General features: G+C 71.9%; 22 protein-coding genes. 9 read left to right on the plus strand and 13 right to left on the minus strand.

Going from position 1 to position 19509, the window contains the following annotated elements; all coding sequences use genetic code 11:
- Nucleotides 1-94: 94 nt before the first annotated feature.
- The 5 genes from ACW9J6_RS18815 (at nt 95) to ACW9J6_RS18835 (ending at nt 5283) form a co-directional block, all read left to right on the plus strand.
- Entirely contained in the window at nt 95-571 is a 477-nt protein-coding gene (locus tag ACW9J6_RS18815; protein WP_457118031.1) for a DoxX family protein, read from the plus strand.
- On the plus strand, nt 568-1473 hold the full coding sequence (locus tag ACW9J6_RS18820) for an SMP-30/gluconolactonase/LRE family protein (protein ID WP_457118032.1): 906 nt from the start codon (nt 568-570) through the stop codon (nt 1471-1473). The genes ACW9J6_RS18815 and ACW9J6_RS18820 overlap by 4 nt, the downstream gene beginning before the upstream one ends.
- Nucleotides 1470-2378 (plus strand): VOC family protein, encoded by a 909-nt coding sequence (locus ACW9J6_RS18825; RefSeq protein WP_457118033.1) that lies wholly within the window; start codon nt 1470-1472, stop codon nt 2376-2378. Before ACW9J6_RS18820 ends, ACW9J6_RS18825 begins: the two co-directional genes overlap by 4 nt.
- On the plus strand, nt 2375-3892 hold the full coding sequence (zwf, locus tag ACW9J6_RS18830; RefSeq protein ID WP_457118034.1) for a glucose-6-phosphate dehydrogenase: 1518 nt from the start codon (nt 2375-2377) through the stop codon (nt 3890-3892). Before ACW9J6_RS18825 ends, zwf begins: the two co-directional genes overlap by 4 nt.
- A 230-nt stretch (nt 3893-4122) precedes the next feature.
- Nucleotides 4123-5283 (plus strand): MFS transporter, encoded by a 1161-nt coding sequence (locus ACW9J6_RS18835; RefSeq protein WP_457118035.1) that lies wholly within the window; start codon nt 4123-4125, stop codon nt 5281-5283.
- A gap of 38 nt (nt 5284-5321) precedes the next feature.
- On the opposite strand, the gene ACW9J6_RS18840 is transcribed toward ACW9J6_RS18835, so the two are convergent.
- Nucleotides 5322-6005 carry an alpha/beta hydrolase gene (locus ACW9J6_RS18840; protein WP_457118036.1) on the minus strand — a complete coding sequence of 228 codons (684 nt, stop codon included), beginning with the start codon at nt 6003-6005 and terminating at the stop codon, nt 5322-5324.
- A gap of 152 nt (nt 6006-6157) precedes the next feature.
- On the opposite strand from ACW9J6_RS18840, the gene ACW9J6_RS18845 reads away from it, so the two are divergent.
- Nucleotides 6158-6448: a hypothetical protein gene (locus ACW9J6_RS18845; RefSeq protein WP_457118037.1), complete on the plus strand. Its 291-nt coding sequence runs from the start codon at nt 6158-6160 to the stop codon at nt 6446-6448.
- Between the two features lie 323 nt (nt 6449-6771).
- Here ACW9J6_RS18845 and ACW9J6_RS18850 read toward each other — a convergent pair whose 3' ends face one another.
- The 6 genes from ACW9J6_RS18850 to ACW9J6_RS18875 all read right to left on the minus strand — a co-directional run bounded on the left by ACW9J6_RS18850 (nt 6772) and on the right by ACW9J6_RS18875 (nt 10107).
- Nucleotides 6772-7173 carry a MucR family transcriptional regulator gene (locus tag ACW9J6_RS18850; RefSeq protein ID WP_457118038.1) on the minus strand — a complete coding sequence of 134 codons (402 nt, stop codon included), beginning with the start codon at nt 7171-7173 and terminating at the stop codon, nt 6772-6774.
- Between the two features lie 203 nt (nt 7174-7376).
- Nucleotides 7377-7625: a hypothetical protein gene (locus tag ACW9J6_RS18855; protein WP_457118039.1), complete on the minus strand. Its 249-nt coding sequence runs from the start codon at nt 7623-7625 to the stop codon at nt 7377-7379.
- A gap of 168 nt (nt 7626-7793) precedes the next feature.
- Entirely contained in the window at nt 7794-7922 is a 129-nt protein-coding gene (locus ACW9J6_RS18860; protein ID WP_457118040.1) for a hypothetical protein, read from the minus strand.
- A gap of 129 nt (nt 7923-8051) precedes the next feature.
- Nucleotides 8052-8843, minus strand: a complete 792-nt coding sequence (locus ACW9J6_RS18865) for an ABC transporter permease (RefSeq protein WP_457118041.1) — start codon at nt 8841-8843, stop codon at nt 8052-8054.
- Nucleotides 8840-9454 carry an ABC transporter ATP-binding protein gene (locus ACW9J6_RS18870; RefSeq protein WP_457118042.1) on the minus strand — a complete coding sequence of 205 codons (615 nt, stop codon included), beginning with the start codon at nt 9452-9454 and terminating at the stop codon, nt 8840-8842. Before ACW9J6_RS18870 ends, ACW9J6_RS18865 begins: the two co-directional genes overlap by 4 nt.
- Before the next feature lie 197 nt (nt 9455-9651).
- Nucleotides 9652-10107 (minus strand): MarR family winged helix-turn-helix transcriptional regulator, encoded by a 456-nt coding sequence (locus ACW9J6_RS18875; RefSeq protein ID WP_457118043.1) that lies wholly within the window; start codon nt 10105-10107, stop codon nt 9652-9654.
- Nucleotides 10108-10309: 202 nt separating this feature from the next.
- Between ACW9J6_RS18875 and ACW9J6_RS18880 the strand changes: the two genes are divergently transcribed.
- Entirely contained in the window at nt 10310-10588 is a 279-nt protein-coding gene (locus ACW9J6_RS18880) for a hypothetical protein (RefSeq protein ID WP_457118044.1), read from the plus strand.
- 680 nt (nt 10589-11268) lie between these two features.
- Here the strand turns inward: ACW9J6_RS18880 and ACW9J6_RS18885 are convergent.
- The 4 genes from ACW9J6_RS18885 to ACW9J6_RS18900 all read right to left on the minus strand — a co-directional run bounded on the left by ACW9J6_RS18885 (nt 11269) and on the right by ACW9J6_RS18900 (nt 15505).
- Nucleotides 11269-12630, minus strand: a complete 1362-nt coding sequence (locus ACW9J6_RS18885) for a TadE/TadG family type IV pilus assembly protein (protein WP_457118045.1) — start codon at nt 12628-12630, stop codon at nt 11269-11271.
- Between the two features lie 40 nt (nt 12631-12670).
- A complete protein-coding gene (locus ACW9J6_RS18890) occupies nt 12671-13384 on the minus strand; it encodes a TadE/TadG family type IV pilus assembly protein (RefSeq protein ID WP_457118046.1) in 714 nt (237 codons plus the stop codon).
- On the minus strand, nt 13371-13973 hold the full coding sequence (locus tag ACW9J6_RS18895) for a TadE/TadG family type IV pilus assembly protein (protein WP_457118047.1): 603 nt from the start codon (nt 13971-13973) through the stop codon (nt 13371-13373). Before ACW9J6_RS18895 ends, ACW9J6_RS18890 begins: the two co-directional genes overlap by 14 nt.
- 218 nt (nt 13974-14191) lie before the next feature.
- Nucleotides 14192-15505 (minus strand): AmpG family muropeptide MFS transporter, encoded by a 1314-nt coding sequence (locus ACW9J6_RS18900; protein ID WP_457118048.1) that lies wholly within the window; start codon nt 15503-15505, stop codon nt 14192-14194.
- Nucleotides 15506-15592: 87 nt separating this feature from the next.
- On the opposite strand from ACW9J6_RS18900, the gene ACW9J6_RS18905 reads away from it, so the two are divergent.
- Both ACW9J6_RS18905 and ACW9J6_RS18910 read left to right on the plus strand, forming a co-directional pair.
- Nucleotides 15593-16381, plus strand: a complete 789-nt coding sequence (locus ACW9J6_RS18905; protein ID WP_457118049.1) for a fumarylacetoacetate hydrolase family protein — start codon at nt 15593-15595, stop codon at nt 16379-16381.
- Nucleotides 16378-17433 carry an Ldh family oxidoreductase gene (locus tag ACW9J6_RS18910; RefSeq protein WP_457118050.1) on the plus strand — a complete coding sequence of 352 codons (1056 nt, stop codon included), beginning with the start codon at nt 16378-16380 and terminating at the stop codon, nt 17431-17433. The genes ACW9J6_RS18905 and ACW9J6_RS18910 overlap by 4 nt, the downstream gene beginning before the upstream one ends.
- 9 nt (nt 17434-17442) lie before the next feature.
- Here ACW9J6_RS18910 and ACW9J6_RS18915 read toward each other — a convergent pair whose 3' ends face one another.
- Together ACW9J6_RS18915 and ACW9J6_RS18920 are read right to left on the minus strand one after the other, a co-directional pair.
- The gene (locus tag ACW9J6_RS18915; protein WP_457118051.1) at nt 17443-18231 is read right to left on the minus strand and encodes a substrate-binding domain-containing protein; all 789 of its coding nucleotides are present in this window, start codon (nt 18229-18231) and stop codon (nt 17443-17445) included.
- The gene (locus ACW9J6_RS18920) at nt 18228-19505 is read right to left on the minus strand and encodes a YbfB/YjiJ family MFS transporter (protein ID WP_457118052.1); all 1278 of its coding nucleotides are present in this window, start codon (nt 19503-19505) and stop codon (nt 18228-18230) included. The genes ACW9J6_RS18915 and ACW9J6_RS18920 overlap by 4 nt, the downstream gene beginning before the upstream one ends.
- Between the last annotated feature and the right edge of the window lie 4 nt (nt 19506-19509).

A 19509-nucleotide genomic window follows, 5' to 3' on the forward strand; every position in this document is an offset into this window, starting at 1 on the left:
TGCGCGTTCCGCCGGGGTGACCTGCAGCCGGGGCGGGTGAACCCCGGCCCGGCTCGAGCATTGACGCGACGCCATCCCCCCGGAGAAAGCCGCCATGCAGAGCCTGGCGCTCCTCGTCACGTTCGCCCTGCGTTGTCTGCTGGTGGTGCTGTTCCTGCCGTTCAGCGCCCTCGACAAGGTCCTCAACTTCTCGGGAGCGGTGAAGCAGGCGCACGAGGTCGCGCCGAGTCTCGGCGCCGCGCGCGGCCTGATCCTGCTCGGCCTCTTCGTCGAGGTGGTGATGTCGCTCGGCGTCGTCACGGGCCTCGCCGACCGCCTCGCCGCCTTCGTCCTCGCCGGCTATTGCGGGACGACCGCCCTCCTGTGGAAGCCGTTCTGGAAGCCGGGTGACTTCTTCGCCCGCGGCGAGAGCAAGGCGCGCACCCTGTTCTGGGACTTCCTCAAGAACCTCTCCCTCGCGGCGGGTTTCCTGCTCGTGACCTTCGGGCCGAACGCCGCGGCGGTGAGCGCGTTCGTGGCTCATCCGACCCTGTCCTCCCATCCCTATCGGCTGGAGGCGCCCTCGCCATGACGGCTGCCACGATCATCGATCCGCGCTTCGGCACCTACCTGCTGGCGAATGCCGAGCTGGAGGAACTGGCGAGCGGCTTTCGTTGGCTCGAAGGGCCGGTCTGGATGGGCGACGCGGATTGCCTGCTGGTCCAGGACCTGCCGCGCAACCGCACCATGCGCTGGAGCGAGACCACGGGCCTGTCCGTCTACCGGGCGCCCTCGGACTACGCCAATGGCCAGACGCGCGACCGCCAGGGCCGGCTGATCGCCTGCTCGCATCGCGGGCGCTGCCTTTCCCGCACGGAGCCCGACGGGCGCGTGACGACCCTCGTCACCCACCACGCCGGCCGGCGCCTCAACGCCCCGAACGACGTGGTGGTGCGCTCGGACGGATCGGTCTGGTTCACGGACCCGCTCTACGGCATCAGCAACGACTACGAGGGCGGACGCCAGGAGAGCGAGCAGCCCCCGGCCGTCTACCGCCTCGACCCGGAGACCGGCGACATCCGGGTGGTCGCGGGCGACTTTGCCGGGCCGAACGGCCTCGCCTTCTCGCCCGACGAGACGCGACTCTACGTCGCCGAGACCGGCGACCCGTCGCAGCCCGACCCGGTGCGGCACATCCGCGTCTTCGACGTGGCGCCGGACGGGCGCTCCCTCTCGGGCGGCGCGGTCTTCCACACGGTCACGCCGGGCTATTCGGACGGGTTTCGGGTCGACGAGGACGGGAACCTGTGGTCGAGCGCCGCCGACGGCGTGCATTGCCTCAGCCCGGAGGGCGCGCTGATGGGCATCCTCCACGTGCCCCACCGCGTGTCGAACCTGACCTTCGGCGGCCCGTTCAAGAACCGCCTGTTCATCTGCGGCTCCGGCACGCTCTACGCGATCTTCCTCAACCGGCGGGGCGTGCAATGGCCGTGAGCGCGCGCCTCATCGGCGTGCGGATGATCGCGCGCGACCCCGAGCGCCTCGCCTCCTTCTACGCCGCGGCCTTCGGCTGCGAGCGGCTCCCGCCGCGCGCGGGCGCGCCCGCCCTGGCGGCCCTCCTCGGGGCCGAGCGGGTCGCGGTCCAGCCCCTGCGGCTCGGCCGGCAGGCGATCACGCTCCTCGCTCCGCAGCCTCCGGGGCGGGCCTACCCGGCGGGGGCGGGCAGCGCCGACACGCTGTTCCAGCACATCGCCCTCGTGGTGCCGGAGATGGACCGGGCGGTGGCGCGGCTCGCCGCGGCGGGCGGCGGTGCGCCGATCTCGGCCGGGCCCCAGCGCCTGCCGCCCAATACCGGCGGGGTGAGCGCCTACAAGTTCCGCGATCCCGAGGGGCACCCGCTGGAATTCCTGGCCTTCCCGCCCGGCGGCGCGCCGCCCGCCTGGGCGTCGCGGTCCGACGCCACCTGCCTCGGCATCGACCACGCGGCGATCGTGGTCCGCGACACCGCCGCGAGCCTCGCCGCCTACGGGCAACTCGGCTTCGCGCGGAGCGGCGGCTCGATCAACACGGGCCCGGCGCAGGAGCGGCTCGACGGCGTGCCGGGGGCCCGGGTCGCGGTGACGGCGCTCGCGAGCGCACCCGAGCCGCCCCACGTCGAGTTCCTCGATTACGGCCCCGGCACCGCCCGGGGCGGAGCGGGCGTCGCCGACGCGGATGTCGCCGCCACGCAGCTCGACCTGCTGCTGCCCGACCGGGAGAGCCTGGCGCGGGCGGCGCGGGTGCTCGGCGCGCCGGCGCCGGGCGATCTCGGCGCGGACGGCGCCGGGCTGCTCTGGCGCGACCCGGACGGGCACCGCCTCTTCCTGCACACGGCGCCATCGCCCGGAGAAATCCCATGACCGCCTCTGCCCGCCCGGACCACGATTCCCAGGCCGGGGTCACGCCCGCGCCGCCCTCTACCCTGGTGATCTTTGGGGCGGGCGGCGACCTGACGAAACGGCTGCTGATGCCCTCGCTCTACAACCTCGCGGGCGCCGGGCTCCTCGACCCGCAGATGCAGATCCTCGGCCTCGACCGGCTGGACCTCGACGACGCCGCCTGGGCGCGAGAGCTCGGGGATGCGCTGGAGGGTTTCACCAAGGATCCGACCGCGGAGTTCCACGTGCCGTCGATCGATCCGGCGAGCTGGGACTTCCTGCGCCAGCGAATGCACTACGTGAAGGCCGATATCGCGGACCCGGACAGCTTCGCGCGCCTCGGGCAGCGGGTGAGCGGCAACGCGGTGTTCTACCTCGCGGTGTCGGCGCGGTTCTTCGGGCCGATCGTGACGAAGCTCGGGGCCGCCGGCCTGCTCAAGCAGGCGCCCGGCGCCTTCCGGCGCGTGATCGTCGAGAAGCCCTTCGGATCGGACCTGCCCTCGGCCCAGGCCCTCAACCGCGAGATTCTGGCAGCGGCGGACGAGAGCCAAGTCTATCGCATCGATCATTTCCTGGGAAAGGACACGGTGCAGTCGATCGAGGCGATCCGCTTCGCGAACGCGCTCTACGAACCGGTCTGGAACAGTGCCCACGTCGCCTGCGTGGAGATCACCGCGGCCGAGACGGTGGGTGTCGAGGGGCGCGGCGCCTTCTACGAGGGGACGGGCGCGCTCCGCGACATGGTGCCGAACCACCTGTTCCAACTCCTGTGCATGGTGGCGATGGAGCCCCCGGCGAGCCGCGACGCCGAGGCCGTGCGCGGCGAGAAGGCGAGGCTGCTCGGCGCCCTGCGCCCCGCCTCGCCCGCGCAGGCGGTCCGCGGCCAGTACGCGGCCGGGACCGTGGCGGGCCGTGCGGTCGGGGGCTATCGCGAAGAACCGAACGTCGCGCCCGACAGCCGCACCGAGACCTACGTGGCCCTGCGGCTCGACATCGACACCCCGCGCTGGCGCGGCGTGCCCTTCTACCTGCGCACCGGCAAGCACCTCGCCGCCCGGCGCACCGAGATCGCCCTGACCTTCCGGCCCTCGCCGCTGCCGCTGTTCCGGGATCTCGCGCCGAGCGCCAACGTGGTGCGGCTGGCGATCGACCCCGAGCAGGGGCTGGACACCGCGCTCTGCGTGAAGGTTCCGGGGCCGGCGACGCGTCTCGCCCGCGTGCACACGTGGTTCCGCTACCGCGACGCCTTCCGGCAGGCGCCGAATGTCGGCTACGAGACGCTGCTCTACGATTGCATGCGGGGCGACGCGACGCTGTTCCAGCGGGCCGACGCGATCGAGGCCGCCTGGGCGGCGGTGCAGCCGCTGATCGATGCCTGGCGCGAGGGCCGGCCGGACGTCTACCCGTCCGGCGCCGCCGGGCCGGAGGCGGCGGACGCGCTGCTCGCCCGGGACGGTCATGCCTGGCAACCCCTCGCGGACGAGGGGACGTCCTGAGGGCGACCGAACGCCGGCCCCCAGCGGCCGTTTCCGCTGCCGTCGCCGCCGGGCGTTCGCTGCCCGAATGGGCCGGCGTCACTCGGCAGGGTTGAACGGGCCCGCGGCTCGCCGCGCGGCCACCGCGCCGCCACGTTCCGGCGGCACAAGCCCGGCCGTTCCGCGAATCATCGTCACGACCCCTCCGCCTCCCGCGTCCCCGGTTCCGGGGACCGTCGAAAGCTCCGCGCGTGCCCGCCTCCCGCCAGTTCCGCCTGCTCACCCTGCACTGCGTCGCCACGCAGGCCTCGACCTCCCTCGCGGGGGGCTTCGTCGGCGCCTACCTGCTGACGCTCGGCCTCAGCCTGCCGGCGGCGCTCGCGGTCTATGCCAGCGTGCTCGGGGTGCGCTTCGCCCTGCGCTTCGCGGTCCTGCCGCTCGTGCGGCGCATCGGGCTGCGGCCCGCCCTGATCCTCGGCGTGGTGATCGGTGCCCTGCAATTCTGGCCGCTCGCCTTCGCCCAGTCGGCGCCGGGTTGGCTCGCGGCCTGGATCGCCACCGTGGCCCTGTCGGAGGCGCTGTACTGGCCCGTCCTGCACGCGGCCTCGGCGGTCACCGCCGGCGGCGACACGCGGGGGCGCCAGATTGCCACCCGGCAGTTGGCGACGGCCCTCGTCGCCGTGGCCGCGCCGCTCCTCGGCGGCCTCGTCCTCACGCGCCTGGGCCCGAGCGCCGAGTTCGGCCTCGCCGGTCTCGCGCTCCTCACCTCCGCACTGCCGATCACGCAGCTCGGCCGGATCGCGGCCGGCCCGGTGCCGTCCTGGCGGGACTCCGTTCGCGCCGTGGATCCAGTCGGGCTCCTGGCCTTCGCGGCGGATGGCTGGATCGCCTCCGGCCTCGGCCTCGCGTGGCCGATGATCCTCTTCGCCACCCTGGGTGCGCGCTTCGACGCCTTCGCGTGGTCGGGGTCGCTCGCGGCCTTCGCGGGGGCCATCGCGGGCCTCGTCTGCGGTCGCGCGATCGATGCGGGCCGCCGCGGCACGACGCTCGCCGCGGTCTCGGTCGCGCTGACGGCGGTCGTCGCCGCGCGGGCGGGCGCCTCCGCCTGGCCGGCCGCGGCTCATGTGGCGAATGCCCTCGGCGCCGCCGTGAACGGCCTCTACGTCCCGGTCATCATGAGCGCGGTCTACGAGCGCGCCAAGCAGTCCGGGTCGGCCTACCGCTTCCATCTCGGCGCCGAGAGCGGCTGGGACCTCGGCGCCATCGGCGGCTGCCTCAGCGGCGCGGCGGTGGCCGCGGTCGCGAGCCACCCCTCGCTCGCCGTCCTGCCCGCGGCCCTCGGTATCCTGGCGATGGCCGCCTGCGTCAGCGAGCGGCCGGCCCCCGGCCCCGAGGCGGCGGTCACGGTCTGACCGAAGCGGGCCGGCGCGCCTCCCCGGCCCGTCCGGCGTCAGGCGAGGAAGCGGCGGAATGCCTCCTCCACCAGCCCGGCCGGCACCACGTGGCCGCCGCTGAAGGGGCGGTAGGCGACGTCGTAGGAGGCCCGCGCGAGGATGCCCGCCAAGCGGTCGCCGCATCGAGCGAAGGGCAGGACCGGATCCTCCCGCCCGTGCGAGAGGAAGATCCGCGGCGCCCCTTCGCGCTGCGCCGGGGCGCAGAAGCCGGGCGAGAAGGCGATCAGGTCGCGGAACAGCGCACCGTTCGCGAGCCCGAGCGACAGGGCGTAGGACGCGCCGTCGGAGAAGCCCGCCAGCGCGATCCGGGCCGGATCGATTTCCAGGCGCGCGAACAGGAAGACGAGGGCGTCGTCGAGGAAGGCCGTGTCGGGGCCGAAGCCGCGATCGATCACGTCCCAGCTGACGCGCCGGGAATCCGGGGCAAGCACGACGATGCCCTTCGCCGCTGCGCTGTCGGCCACCAGCGGAAGCACCTCCCGTCCGGAACCGCCGGCCCCGTGCAGCATCACCACCAGGGGAGCCGGATGAGACGCGGGAAGCGACGGCGGGACGAGAACCACGCCGTCGCGTTCGCCGCCGAGACCGAGCGGCGCGATCCCGGCCGGCAGGAGCGGCCCGCTCGGCGCGGACGGACGGGCCGTGAGGATCCCGCGCTCGTGGGCGGACGCGTCGGTCACAGGATCGCCCTCGTCGTCGCGTCGGCGCGCGCACCCTTCGGAAAGCGGCAGGGCGGCGCCCTGTTCCACGCCGACCCCGGGAACGCCCGCGCGGGTCGGCCGGTTGGTCGGGCCGGGCTGGTCGATCCAGCCCTCCGTCAGGAGAGGATGCGATGATGCCGACGAAACCGGAGACGCGGCCGAACCTGAAGAGCTTCGACGCCTACGCGGACCACAACGGCCAGGACTTCGATCAGGACGATCCGCGCGACGTCGCGAATCCTGAGAGCTTGCAGCGCCGCCTGAACGAGGATCCCGACTGGGACGCGGAGGTCGCCCGCATCGCCTCCGACCGGGCCCGGCTCGACGCGGTGTCCGGCGGCAGCATCGGAACGGTCGAGGCGACAGAGAACGAGACGCCGCCCGAGACCCTGAAGAAACTGTCGGACCCCACGCCGCGCTAGAGCATGTTCCGACGAAGTGGATACCGGTTCGTCGCAGAAAATGCGACAAAATCAGAGACTGAGAGCAGGCTTCGGTCAGATTGAAACCTGAAGCCTGCTCTGGGTCGTCGATGGTGCCGCGTTTCCGACGCTGAACCGGCCACCCCTTGAGCGGGACATGCTCTCCCGGATCCGCCGACACAGCGGCGTCCCGGTTCGTCTCGGACGAGGCGGCGAGGTCGAGAGCCCGGGACGGGCGTCAGGTCTCTCCCGGGAACCTGCTCTCGCCGGATGCCCCGGGCGAGGGACGCGCGGGAGGCCCGGACGGGCTCCCGCGCGTTCCGTCAGCGCCGCCGGCCGAGGCCGCTCGCCTTGGCGAGTTCGGAGCGCTGGGCCGCGTAGTTCGAGGCCACCATCGGGTAGTCGGTCGGGAGCCCCCACTTCTCCCGGTACTGGTCGGGCGTGAGGCCGCGGGTGCTCAGGTGGCGCTTGAGGCTCTTGTAGGCTCGGCCGTCCTCCAGGCTGATGATCGCGTCGGGCGTCACCGTCTTCTTGATCGGGATCGGCGGGACCGGCCGCTCCGGCTCGGCCGGAGCCGGCCGCGAGAGCTTGGTCAGCTGCTCGTAGACGCTCTGGAGCAGCATCGGCAGCTCTGTCGTCGGCACGCTGTTGTGGGACACGTAGGCCGCAACGATATCGGCCGCCATCGCAACGGGATTGAACTCGGTTTCGTACTCGTCACTCATGGAACGTACCGCAGGTTGCAAACTCCCGCTATCTGTCGTCGATCTTCCCGCGAGTCAAATGCTAATTCGGTGCTTCAGCCCGACAGATGCTCCCATCTGCATACAGATAGTGGACAATTTGATCGACAAACCGAATGTTGTAGGCTGATGTAGGCCGACTGGAGCCCGATAGCCTTGAGAAGCACGCGGGCGCCCGCTTCCGCTCACGCCGCCGGAGGCGTCCAGGATCCACCGCGCCCGGCGGCGTGCGCGCGGCGGCTGACGGCCGGCCACTCATGCATGCGGTCGATCGGGATGCGGACCTCGAGCAGGAGATCGTCGTCGAGCAGACCCTGGGCGAGGTCGATCTGCGCGTCCGGGAAAGTCTCGAGGATCGCCGCGACCGCGGCCTCGATCTGCGCATCGCGGTCGGGGCCGAACTCGATCAGGACGTGCTTGAGAAGGCGGATCATGCCGTCTCTGTGGCACGGCGAGGGTCGGGCGGCCAACCGCGCGGCCCGCATGCGCGCCGGGAGGCGCCCGGGCCGCACCAACCGCACCGTGCGCCCGCGCCCCAGCCCTCTCGTCGGTCGGGCCCTGGTGCCCGCCGTGCACCGGCCTCCGCTGCCTCGGACCCCCTCCTAGCGGGATCGGTCGAGGAGGGGCCAGGCGACGAGGAGCAGGGCGGAGAGCGGGATGGCCCAGACCGGCGGCGCGAGCAGGAGGAAGGCGAGCGCACCGATCGTGGCGAGGGCGGCGATGCGGCGCATCGGGGACACTCGTTGGTCTCGAAACCGGCCGGCTTCGCGCCGGGACGATCACGGTCGTGGAACGGTGACAACGCGCGGCGGCCGGATCGGTGCGGAGAGCGGATTCTTCCGTCGCGCCGCCGCCGCGCGTCACGCGAGACGATCGAGCCGCAGGCGCTCGCGGGAATCCGTGAGCCGGCGCAGGGCGAGGGCGGTGACCGCCAGGGCGGCGAGCCCGCTCGCCCCGGTCAGCAGGAACAGGAGCAGGATCTGGTACTTCACCGCCTCGACCGGATCCATGCCGGCGAGGATCTGCCCCGTCATGGTGCCGGGCAGCGTGACGAGGCCGGCGGCGGACATCTGGTTGACCACCGGCAGGAGGCCGCGGCGCAGGGCGGTGCGGAAGGGTCCGGCCACGGCCTGCCGGAACGGCGTCCCGAGCGCCAGCTGCGCCTCGACGGCGGCGCGCTCGCGCGCGAGCCCCGCGAGCAGGCTGTCCAGGGCGAGGCTCGCGGCGTTCAGAACGGACCCGAGCACGATGCCGGCGAGGGGCACGGCGTAGCGGGGATCGTACCAGGGCGTCGGGCGAATCGCCGTCGCGAGCGCCAGGCCGGCCGTCGCGAGCGTGGCGAGGAGGACGCCCCCGAGGCTGATCCCGAGCATCGCGAGGCCGCGAAGGCGCCGCTCGGGCCGCGCCGCCACCTCCCGGGCCGCGACCAGCGTCATGACGAGGATGACGAGCGCCGTCGCCGCCGGATGGTCGAGGGAGAACACGGCGCGAAGCAGGTAGCCGACCCCCACGAGCTGCACGACCATCCGGGCGGCCGCGATCAGAAGCTGCCGATGCAGGCCGAGGCGCAGGCCGATGGAGAGCGCCGCGTCCAGCACCACCAGTGAGGCTGCGAGCGCGAGGTCTCCGATGCCGAGGCTGATCGGCGTCACGCCGCCGCCTCCAGCCGCCGATCCGCCATGGTCAGGCGCCGCGCGGCGAGGCGCGCGCCCTGGCCGGCATCGTGCGAGACCATCAGGATCACGGCGCCCTCCGCCGCCCGCTCGCGGAGCAGGGTCTCGACGCAGGCGGTGGCGGCCGGGTCGAGAGGGCCGGTCGGCTCGTCGAGGAGCAGGGCCGGCGGCTCGGTGACCAGGGCGCGGATCAGGGCGAGGCGCTGGCGCTCGCCGGTGGAGAGCCGCCCGACCGGCCCGCCGAACGCTCCGTCCCGGATTCCCAGGCGCGCCGCCAGCCGCTCCGCCGCCGGGCGGTCGGGCGGCGGGAAGTGATCCGCGACCACCTCGCTCCACCAGCCGGACTCGGCAGCGACGTAGGGAATCAGCCGCCGCCAGTCGGGGGCCGCCATGGCATCCCGCCGCCGCCCGTTGAGCCGGACCGCGCCGGCATTCGGATCGAGATCCGCCACCATGCGCAGGAACAGGCTCTTGCCCGAGCCGGAGGCACCCGAGATGCAGACGATGCCCCCCGGCGGCACCGCGAGGTCGAAGGGTCCGGCGAGCGGGCTGCGCAGGCCCTCGATGCGCAACCCGCGCTGCCCGGTCACGATCGCGCCTCTCCGGGCGTCGCCCCTCGCGGGGCGCCCGCCCGGACGGATGCGGTGGTGGGACTGGTCTCGGCGCGGATCATACGGTCCCTCCTGCCATCGCGCCCTCACCCTGCGGACCGGCGCGCGGCGGCCATGCTCCCCACCCCTGGACGATGCCGGGACCCGAGGCAATCCGCGCCGCGGCGTCGGCGCGCTCAGCTCTCGTCCGACAGGCCGGACAAGGCCCCGCGGACGAGGCCGGGATCGATCTCGCGCAGCCGCGCGAGGCTCGCCGCCTGCGCCTCCTCCCAGCGCGGCAGCGCCTCCTCCAGAAGGGCGCGCCCCGCCTCGGTCAGGCGGATGCGACGGGCTCGCCGGTCGGCGGCATCCACCTCGACGGCGAGCAATCCGCGCCGCTCCAGCAGCTTGACGTTGGTCGTGACGGTCGACGCGTCGAGGGCGAGGAACTCGGCGAGGTCGCTGACGGTCGGCGGCGTCGGCCGGGCGAGGTTCATGAGCAGGGAGAACTGCCAGCCCGACAGGCCGAGCGGCCGGAAAGCAGCGTCGTAGAGCCGGCCGAGGCTGCGGGCGGCCCGCTGGACGCTCGTGCCGATGCAGGTCTCGCCGATGGCCTTGGCGAGGGCGGGCGTGAGGGGAGGGTGACGCGACATGATGGATCCGGGATCGGTGCGGGCGGGGCGCCGGCGCCGCGCGGCCGCGGAGGATCGCACGACCCCCCATCCTCAGGCAATTTGATATCAAGCTATGTGCGCCGGCGCACACCCCTGCCGAAATAATCTTGATATCAAGTCTTTCAACGGCGAATGACCGGCGGCCATCGCGGCGTCCGGACCGCCGGAACGGAGACGATCCATGACCACGCGCACGACCGCCCTCGCCCTGGCCCTTCTCGGCGGCGCCACCCTCGCCGCACCCGCCCAGGCCCAGCAGACCTTCAAGGCCTGGAACTTCGAGTTCCTCGTCCCCGGCCAGCCGGTGGCGATTCCCGCGCCGCGCCGGGTCGAGGCTCTGCCGGCGCCGCGCACCTTCACGTCGAGCGACGGCGTTCTGCGAGGAGCGGCGGAACCCGCCCCGGCAGAGCACCGCACTCTGAATGTGTGGGGCGCGCGCATCGACGTCCCGACCCGGTGACGATCCGGACGGGCATTCCGCGGGGAGGGGTGGCCGCCCGCCACTTCCCGCGGGGCGCACCGCTGGCCGGGGAGCGCTTAACGCCCCTCGGAGTAGGCGCTGGTCGCCGACAATTCGTATTTAGACAACCAGCTTCGTCGGCGCAGTCGACGTCGGATCCACCCTTCCGAGTGGACTCATCTGTCCGCACACATCTTACTTAAACAGAGAAGCGTGCTGAGTTAGAAAGTTGCAGTACGATAAATAAAGCCATCGCGAAGCTTCCGACGAGCGCATCAGGGCCGAGCCGAAATTATGCTATAACGGAATTATCGATGCCGTGAGACAAAACATTGGCCGAATATCTGGAAATTCACTAGACTTGATGCGGCAATAACAACACAAGATACAGTTTTAAATTCCATTAATGGCAATAAAATCATCTCCTCATGCTGAGGTGCGAGCGGAGCGAGCCTCGAAGCACCCCAGAGCATTTCGCCCAAGGCACCTTTTCTCTTGGATGAGCCTTCTGGGGTGCTTCGAGGCCGCTGCGCGGCACCTCAGCATGAGGGGTGCTGTGCCTTCCAGATCCGTGTAGTCGATAAGCTGGCTACCGAGATGTGTGCACATATTAGCCGGCACGGGAGAGGGGAGAAGTGCCTCCCATCTCCCGGACTGCCGCGCGCAGGACGCCAAAGGAGCTACTGCGTGATCCGCGCGAGGGCACCGGTCGCCTGAAACATCTGGGTCACCGCCGTGTTGATCTCGGCCGGCGTGTTGGCCGTGTAGGCATTGGCGCTCGACGACGCGCAGGCGCTCATGTTCGACGAGATCGACGACAGCAGGTAGCTCTGGATATAGGTGAAGACGGAATTCAGCGTCGCGTTCGAACTTTGAAGGTTGCTGGGCGGCACGATATAGGTCGTGTTCAGCGTCATCAGCGTGTTACCCTTGTTCTTGATCGACGTGCACGCATTCGGATCGAGCGACTCGACGTAGATCGGTGAGGCGAACTGCGTGAATTTCTTGCAATTCGACTGGTTGCAAGGGTTGAATGGGGTGAAATTCGAATCGTACCCGTCCACCCAGCTGCTGCCGCTGAGGGACTTGGTGTCGGAATCCTGCACGCCATCGGTGATCAGCATCACCGTGCCGAGGGGCGAGGCGGAGGTCAGGCCGGTCCCCGCCGTCGGCAGCGCGCTGCTGAGCTGGGCCAGGCTGTAGGTGGCGTTGGTGCCGCCGTCGTAGTTGGCGTTGCTGATATCGATGCCGTTCACCGCCGCGATCGCGTTCTGCAGGTTGCCCGAGAGCGGGAACACGTTCGTGAACTGGTTGCTGAAGGTGTAGATCGCGACCTTGAACCGGCTGGAATTGCCGGTCGCGATCATCTGGTTGAGCGCGGCGCTGACCGCCTGCTTGGCGATGTCGATGCGCAGGGTCGCACCCGCGTTGCGCGCCGTCGCCGTCGTCCCGGAATAGTGGCAGGCGACCGCGCAGCCGTTGGTGGCATTGTAGACGGTCTGCTGGTCCGCGAGCGTCGCACCGATCCCCATCGAGGATGACGTGTCGATGACGATGTAAATGTTGTTGAAGCCCGGCATCGCCAGCGTCGACGTGCTCGACCCGGACACCGTCGTGGTCGTGGTCCCGAAGATCCGCATCGCGAAGGTCGAGAGCGGGAACGAGTACTGGACCGTCGCGCTCAGGTTGAGCCCGGAGGGGGTCACGACGATGGTCGGCGTCGGCGCGGCGCCCGGGATGCCGGCCGTGTTCGCGTTGAACTGCGCCTGGGCCTGCGCCTTGCCGGCCGCGACCGCGCCGGCGGTGGGGTCGCCGGTGCCCGTGTAGTTCACGATGTAGGATTGCGCTGCCGCGATGGCGGCGATCGAGGCGGCATCGGCGGCGTGGTCGAGCTTGTTCTTGATCGCGACGGCGAGCCCGTAATCCGTCGCGAGCCCGAGCGACCCGAGCAGGGGTACGAGCGCGAAGGCGACGATGATCACCACGTTGCCCCCGCGGTCGGACCGCAGGCGCTTCAGGCAGGACAGGACCGACGACCACATGGCGCAGGGTTCCCTGGTTGATCGGAGTGGGTCGGCCGTCTCAGAAGCCGGGGCATTGCTTGCCGAAGGCATCGTCGCCGGAGATCGCGGTGTAGTTCATCGCCGTCACGTATCGCGGATTGATGTAGGCCGAACTTTTTAGGGTGACGTTGGGGAAGATCCCGTTGAAGATGAGCGGTGACCAAGCGTAGCTGACGTCCGCGACGATCACGAAGGGCGGCGGCAGGGAATTGCCGTTCGGATCGGGGACGGCGGTGAAGAGCGAGGTCGGCAGGGTGGTCGGGGTCGGCGCGGCCGCGTCCGGGGCCGCGGCGGGGTTGGTGCCGCAGCTCCGCGCCGCGTCCCCCCCGGTCCAGACGATGTTGGCCTTGTAGGTGCAGCCCGAGCTGCAGCCCGACACGGTCGGCGTGAAGCTGACCCCGGCCATCGACACCTGGATATCCGCATCCCAGGACAGCCCCCGCTTCGCGGAATCGGCCAGCACCGGCGGGAACGTCAACATCGTCGAGTCGTTGGCATAATGCAGATCGACATACGTCACGTAATTTCGATTGTTCATCGACAGGATCTCGGCGATGTTGTTCGCCGTGTCGGTGAGCTGGCGAGACTGCCGGATGAAATTGGCGTACTCGTAGGTTCCGGCACTGATGGTGAGCAGGATCGGGAGCACGAGCGCGAACTCGACCCCGGCCACGCCGGTGGCGCCGCGTCGGAAGGTCCGGACCAGGCCGGCGGCGCGCTCAGCAGCCCGCATAGGTCACGGCTCCGCCGTAGGGCTCGGACCGGAAGGTCGTGCTCGCCATCAGGACGTGGACGGACTGGCCGTTGTAGGTCGTGCCGCCGACCGCGGCGAAGTGGCCCGACAGGAAGGCCGCCGGGTACTGGATCAGCAGGACGACGTACTGGCCGCCCGCGCCCGGGCAGAAGCTCCCGGACGATGTCAGGGCGGGCTGGCTCAGGCCGCCGCCACCCGGGGCGACGTAGGCGTTGTAGCCCGTGGGCGTCTGCCCGGACGGCACCACGGTCAGGTTCACGAACACGTTCGCGCAGGTGAAGAGCGACGGCAGCTTGGGGCACACGACCTGGTCGCGGAACTGCGTCGCGCTCATGCCGGCGGTGGAGACGGCCCCGGTCATGACGGAGCGGGCGCCGGCGCGCGCCGCGTAGTCCAGGGCCGACATCATGAAGAAGGCGCTGCCCGTCTCGAACACGACCAGCAGCGTCAGCATCAGGGGCAGGATGACGAGGCCGAACTCGATGCTGGTCGTGCCTCGCGCGCAGGTCCAGGCGAGGCGGGCGCCCCGCCCGATCGGCCGCGCCAGCCGCCCGGCGACTTGTTTCACCACGAGGGCACAGCCGAGGTGACACATCGACTAACATCTTCGCACAGTCACGCCCCGCCAACCGCGGAACAGAACAAATCTCCTCATACGAGGGAGTCACTAATCGAGGATTAATGCGATCTTCCGACTTCCGGTGTATTGATGTTTCTGGAGTCAGACGAGTGCGCATCTCGGCCGGCAGCGGCCATGATCGCGTCTCGCGATCATCCAAGCCATGCTCAGGCGGAGATCATCCGACCCGGACGATCCTGTGCGTACCGGACGTAGCCGCAGAGCACGGCGACCGGGATGCCGATCAGCGAGGTGCCGACGAAGAACCACGGGAAGCCCACCCGCTCGACGGCGAAGCCGGACACCCCGGCGAGCAGACTGCCGGGCAGGGCGCAGAGGGAGGTGAGGAGGGCGTACTGGCTCGCCGCGTGCTCGGTCGCAACGATGCCCGACATGTAGGTGATGAGGACGATCGACGCGAAGGCGTAGGCGAAGCTGTCGATGCTCACCGCCACCGCGAAAGTCCAGAAGCCCGGCGGCGCGTCGGCGCCGTGGGCGGCGAGGTAGGCAAGGGCGAGGTGCGAGGCGGAGGCGAAGACGGTTCCGGCGAGAAGGCTCGGCATCAGACCGACGCGCGGCACCGTCACCCCGGCCAGGAAGGTGCCGGCGAGCGCGACCCAGAAGCCGAACAGCTTGGTGACGGTGGCGATCTCGCTGTCCGCGTAGTGCAGGTGCTTGAACAGCGGGATCGCCATCGCGGTCGAGACGTAGCCCGGCATCCGGAACCCGGCCACCAGGAGCAGCACCGGCACCGCCAGGGGGCCGAGGCGCCGCATCAGGTCGCGGATCGGGTCCGCCACCGTGGCGACGAAGCCCTTGCGGTCGGGCCGGCGGTGGCGGTCCGAGTCCGGCTCGGGCGCGAGCAGCGCGGCGACCATGCCGGGCATCATCAGGGCGGCCATGCACAGGTAGGCGCCCCGCCAGCCGATCGCGTCGGCGAGGTAGAGCGTGCCGGCCCCGGCCGCGAAGCTGCCGGCGCGCCAGCCGACCTCGGCCCAGGCCGACATCAGCGACTGCCGCTCGGGCGGAGCGACGGTGATCCGCCAGCCGTCGATGACCACGTCCTGCGTCGCGCCCGCGAAGCCGAGCGCCAGCGAGAAGGCCACCGTCCAGGCGAGCCGCTGGGCCGGGTCGCCGAAGGCGATCCCCGCCAGCGTCAGCATGACGCCGATCTGCGAGACCACGATCCAGGCGCGCCGCCGCCCGAGGAAGCGGGCGAGGACGGGCGGGTCGTACTGGTCGAGGAACGGCGCCCAGACGAACTTGAACTTGTAGGCGATCGTCAGCTCGCTCATCAGCCCGAGGGTGCCGAGAGGCACCTGCGCCTCCGACAGCCACGCGGATTGGGTGGCGTAGACGAGCAGGAACGGGATCCCGGAGCTGAAGCCGAGGCCGAGCATCGCGGCGATGCTGCGGTCGGTCGCGAGGTGGCGCAAGGAGAGGCGCGCCGGCGCGCCCTCGGGTCCGGAAGTCCCGTGCATCCTGCCCCAGCCTCCGGGCGGGCTGCCCGCCGCGTCGGACCGTGGCATAGAAGGCGCCCGCGTTCCAGCGGAGGGAGGCGCCCCGCGATGAGCTTCGATCCCGATCCCGCCGCCGTCCTGCTGGCCGAGGCGGCCCGCGCCGGGCGCCAGCTCGACGCGCTGCCGCCCGCCCTCCGCCCGTCGAGCATGCCGGAGGGCTACGCCGTGCAGGACCGCCTGATCGCGCGCCTGGCCGAGCCGTGCGCCGGCTGGAAGCTCGGGCTCGGCAGCCGGGCGCAGAAGCGCGACCTCGGCATCGGGCGCGCGGTGGCGGGCCGCGTCCTCGCCTCCCGCCGCTTCGGGCCGGACGCGGTCGTGTCCCTGCCGCATGCGGGGCCGGCGACGATCGAGTGCGAGATCGCCTTCGTGCTCGGGTGCGACGTCGCGCCGGACGCGGCCATCCCGGATCCGCGCGACCTCGTGGCCGAGACCCGGGTCACCTTCGAGATCGTCCTCTCGCGCTTCGTCGACCGGCGGGCGGTCGGCTGGCCGAGCTTCGCGGCCGACAATGCCGGGTTCGAGGCGCTGGTGGTCGGCGACGTCCTGGATCCGGCGGCGATCGCGGATTTCGCGGCCGATCTCAGCGTGACGGTCGACGGCGAGTCGAGGGCGGGCGCGCTCACCGGCGACGACGCCACCGATCCCTACGCGGCGCTCGCCGACCTCGCGGCCATCGCCCGGGAGCGGGGGGTGACGCTGCGCGCGGGCGAGATCGTCTCGACCGGCACGGTCTCGCGCCCCTTCACGATCGAGGGGGCTCGGCCCGTCGAGATCCGGGCGACGTCGCTGGGACGGAGCCTCGCCTTCCGCACCCGGCCGCCGGGAGGCGCCGCGTGACCGCGCCCCGGCTCTGCCCCACGGCGCTCGCCGCCTTCGCGACGGCGATCTACCGCGCGGCGGGCCTCGCCGAGCCGGATGCGGCGCTCTGCGCCAACAGCCTCGTCCAGGCGGACCTGTGGGGCCACCAGTCCCACGGCGTGATGCGCCTGTCCTGGTACGCCGCCCGGCTCAAGGCCGGCGTCTGCGACCCCGAGGGCGTGCCGGAGACCGTCGTCGATGCGGGCGGCCTCGCGGTGATCGACGGGCGCGAGGCGATGGGCCAGGTCGTCGCCGCGCGGGCGATGACGGAGGCCGTGACTCGGGCGCGGGCGCACGGAATCGGCGCCGTGGCGGTGCGCCACTCCAACCATTTCGGCACCGCCATGTACTTCACCCTGATGGCGGCCCGGGCCGGCTGCGTCGGATTCCTGTCGACCAATGCCAGCCCGGCCATGGCGCCCTGGGGCGGCCGCGCGAAGGCGCTCGGCAACAATCCCTGGTCCTGGGCGGCGCCGGCCGGCCGCCACCCGCCCCTCGTCCTCGACATCGCCAACACCGCGGTGGCCCGCGGCAAGGTCTACCTCGCGCGCCAGCGCGGCGAGGCGATCCCCCTCGGCTGGGCGATGGACGCGGAGGGACGGCCGACCACCGACCCGCAGGCGGCGATCGACGGCCTGATCCTGCCGATGGCCGGCCACAAGGGCTACGCGATCGCGGCGGTGATGGACGTGCTCTCGGGCGTGCTCACCGGGAGCGCCTTCGCGTCCGGCGTCGCCGGCCCCTACCAGGCGCAGCGCCGCAGCGGCGCCGGCCACCTCGCGCTCGCCATCGACATCGCGCGCATTCAGCCGCTGCCGGAATTCGAGGCCCGCATGGAGCGCTTCATCGCCGAGATGAAGGCGGTGCCGACGGCCGAGGGGGCCGACGCGGTGTATTATCCGGGCGAGATCGAGGCCCTCAACGACGCGCGACACCGCCGCGACGGGCTCGACCTGCCCGCCGACACCCGCGCCGACCTGCGGCGGCTCGCCGAGGATCTCGGGATCGACCCCGGCCTGCCGCTCGGGTGAGGGCCGGGCTCAGCGCCCCGCCCCGCCGAGCGGCTCCATCCCGCTCTCCCGGATGGCCTGCGCGGCCTCCGGGGCGGCGAGGAACGCCAGGAGGGCGGAATCCGCCTCCGGCACCTTGCTTCCGGTGATCCGCCCGGCCGAGAACACCGTGTAGAGCTGCACCTCCGCCGGGAGCAGCCCGACGATGTCGATGCCGGGAATGGGCTTGAGCTCGCTCAGCTGCTGGAAGCCGATCTCCGCCTCGCCCCGCGCCACCACGGTGCCGACCGGCTCGGCCGGGATCATCCGGGCCTTGCCCTTCACCTGATCGGCGATGCCGAGCCGGGCGAACATCTCCTTCTCGATGTAGACGCCGCTCGCGCTGTCCGAGTAGGCGATCGACGTCGCGGCCAGCAGCGCCTTGCGAAGACCGTCGAGGGTGGAGATGTCGGGCTTCGGCGCGCCCTGCCGGACCGCGATGGCGATCCCCGCCCGCGCCAGCGGCGTCCGGGTCGCGGCGTCGGCCTTACCCTGCTTGATCAGGTCGTCGAGGGCGTAGCCGACCATGACGGCGACGTCGATCGGCTCGCCGCGGGCGATCCGGTTTGGCACCGCCTGCGGCGTCGCCCCCATGGACGGACCCCATTCCGTGATGAGGTGGTGCCCGGTGCGCCGCTCGAAATCCGGAGCGAGCACCCGGTAGGCCGCCGCGAACCCGCCCGAACTCACCACCCGGATCTCGTCGGCGGAGGCGCCGGCGCCGGCGAGGAGGGACGCGGCGACGAGCAGCGCGCGGGGCAGGGCGGGGCAACGGATCACGGGCGATTCCTTCGGGCAGCGGGGCGGGTCCCGGCCGCATCGTTCTCCCGGGACGCGGCGGGATGCAACCCGGGGCGCCGCGCGAAGAAGCCGGCGAGGAGATCGACGCCGAGGGCGAGGAGCAGGGCGCCCGCGCCGGCGGCGAAGAGCAGGCCGTACCGTCCCCCGCTCTGCGCGAACAAAAACGAGAACCCGTAGGCGGCGGCTGCCTGGAAGAGCGCGAAGCTCACGGTGGCTCGGCTCCAGGCCGCCTGCCGGGCGGCCAGGTCCTGCGGGAGGAGGTCGTGGATCCGCCCGAGCACCAGGGGGACGATGCCCGGCGTGAAGGCGCCGACGATGAGACTCGACAGGATCAGGCCGCCGGGGCCGGGATCGAGGGCCGGCGCGGCCACGGCACCGACCTGGAGCAGGAGGGCGAGGCGCAGGGCGGCCGCGAAGCCGACCCGGTCCGCGAGCAGCCCGGCGAGCAGCGGCCCGGCCATCGCCCCGACCCCGAACAGCACCCAGTATCCCGACCCAGCCTGCAGGCCCTCGCCGCGCCCGCGCGCGACGTAATCCACCAGGAAGAGCATGTGGGGGACGAGGCCGACGGCGTTGAGGCCGTAGGTCAGAGCCAGGTGTCGAACCCCGGCGGCCGCGGACCGGTCCCGGGACGGTGCCTGCCGCCACGGCGGCGCGTCCGGCGGCCAGCCGTTCCAGGCCCACAGCGTCAGGACGGCCGCGGCGACGCCCAGCGCGATCCAGGTCTGCGCGGGACCGATGCGCAGGAGAGGCGGCACCAGCGTGCCGGCGGCGGCGATCCCGGCGCCGACGCCCATGAAGATCGCGCCCCCGGCGAGCCCCCGCCGTGCCGCCGGCACGTGCGGCAGGACGAGGGGTGCCGCCAGCACCATCAGCGCGCCGCCTGAGAGCCCCGAGAGGAAGCGCCACGCGAAGTACCAGCCGAAGCTGAGCGGCGTCGCGCAGGCGAAGAACGCCACGGTGGCGAGCAGCATCGCCACCCGCAGCACCGCGGCGGTGGAGGCGAACCGCGTCGCCGGGCGGCCGAGGCACGCCCCAGCGAGGTAGCCGGCGAGGTTGGCGGCGCCGAGATAGGCGGCCGAGGTGGGGGCGAACCAGCCCGCCGCCACGAGGGCGGGGAGGAGCGGCGTGTAGGCGAAGCGAGCGAGACCGATGCCGACGAGGCTGGCGCAGAACGCCGCGAGGGTCGCTCGCACCGGGCCGGTCGGGGCGGTTTCCGCGCCCCCTCGGGCGAGCCTGTCGGATCCGGTCACGCGG

The organism is Methylobacterium sp. JK268, assembly GCF_054052225.1.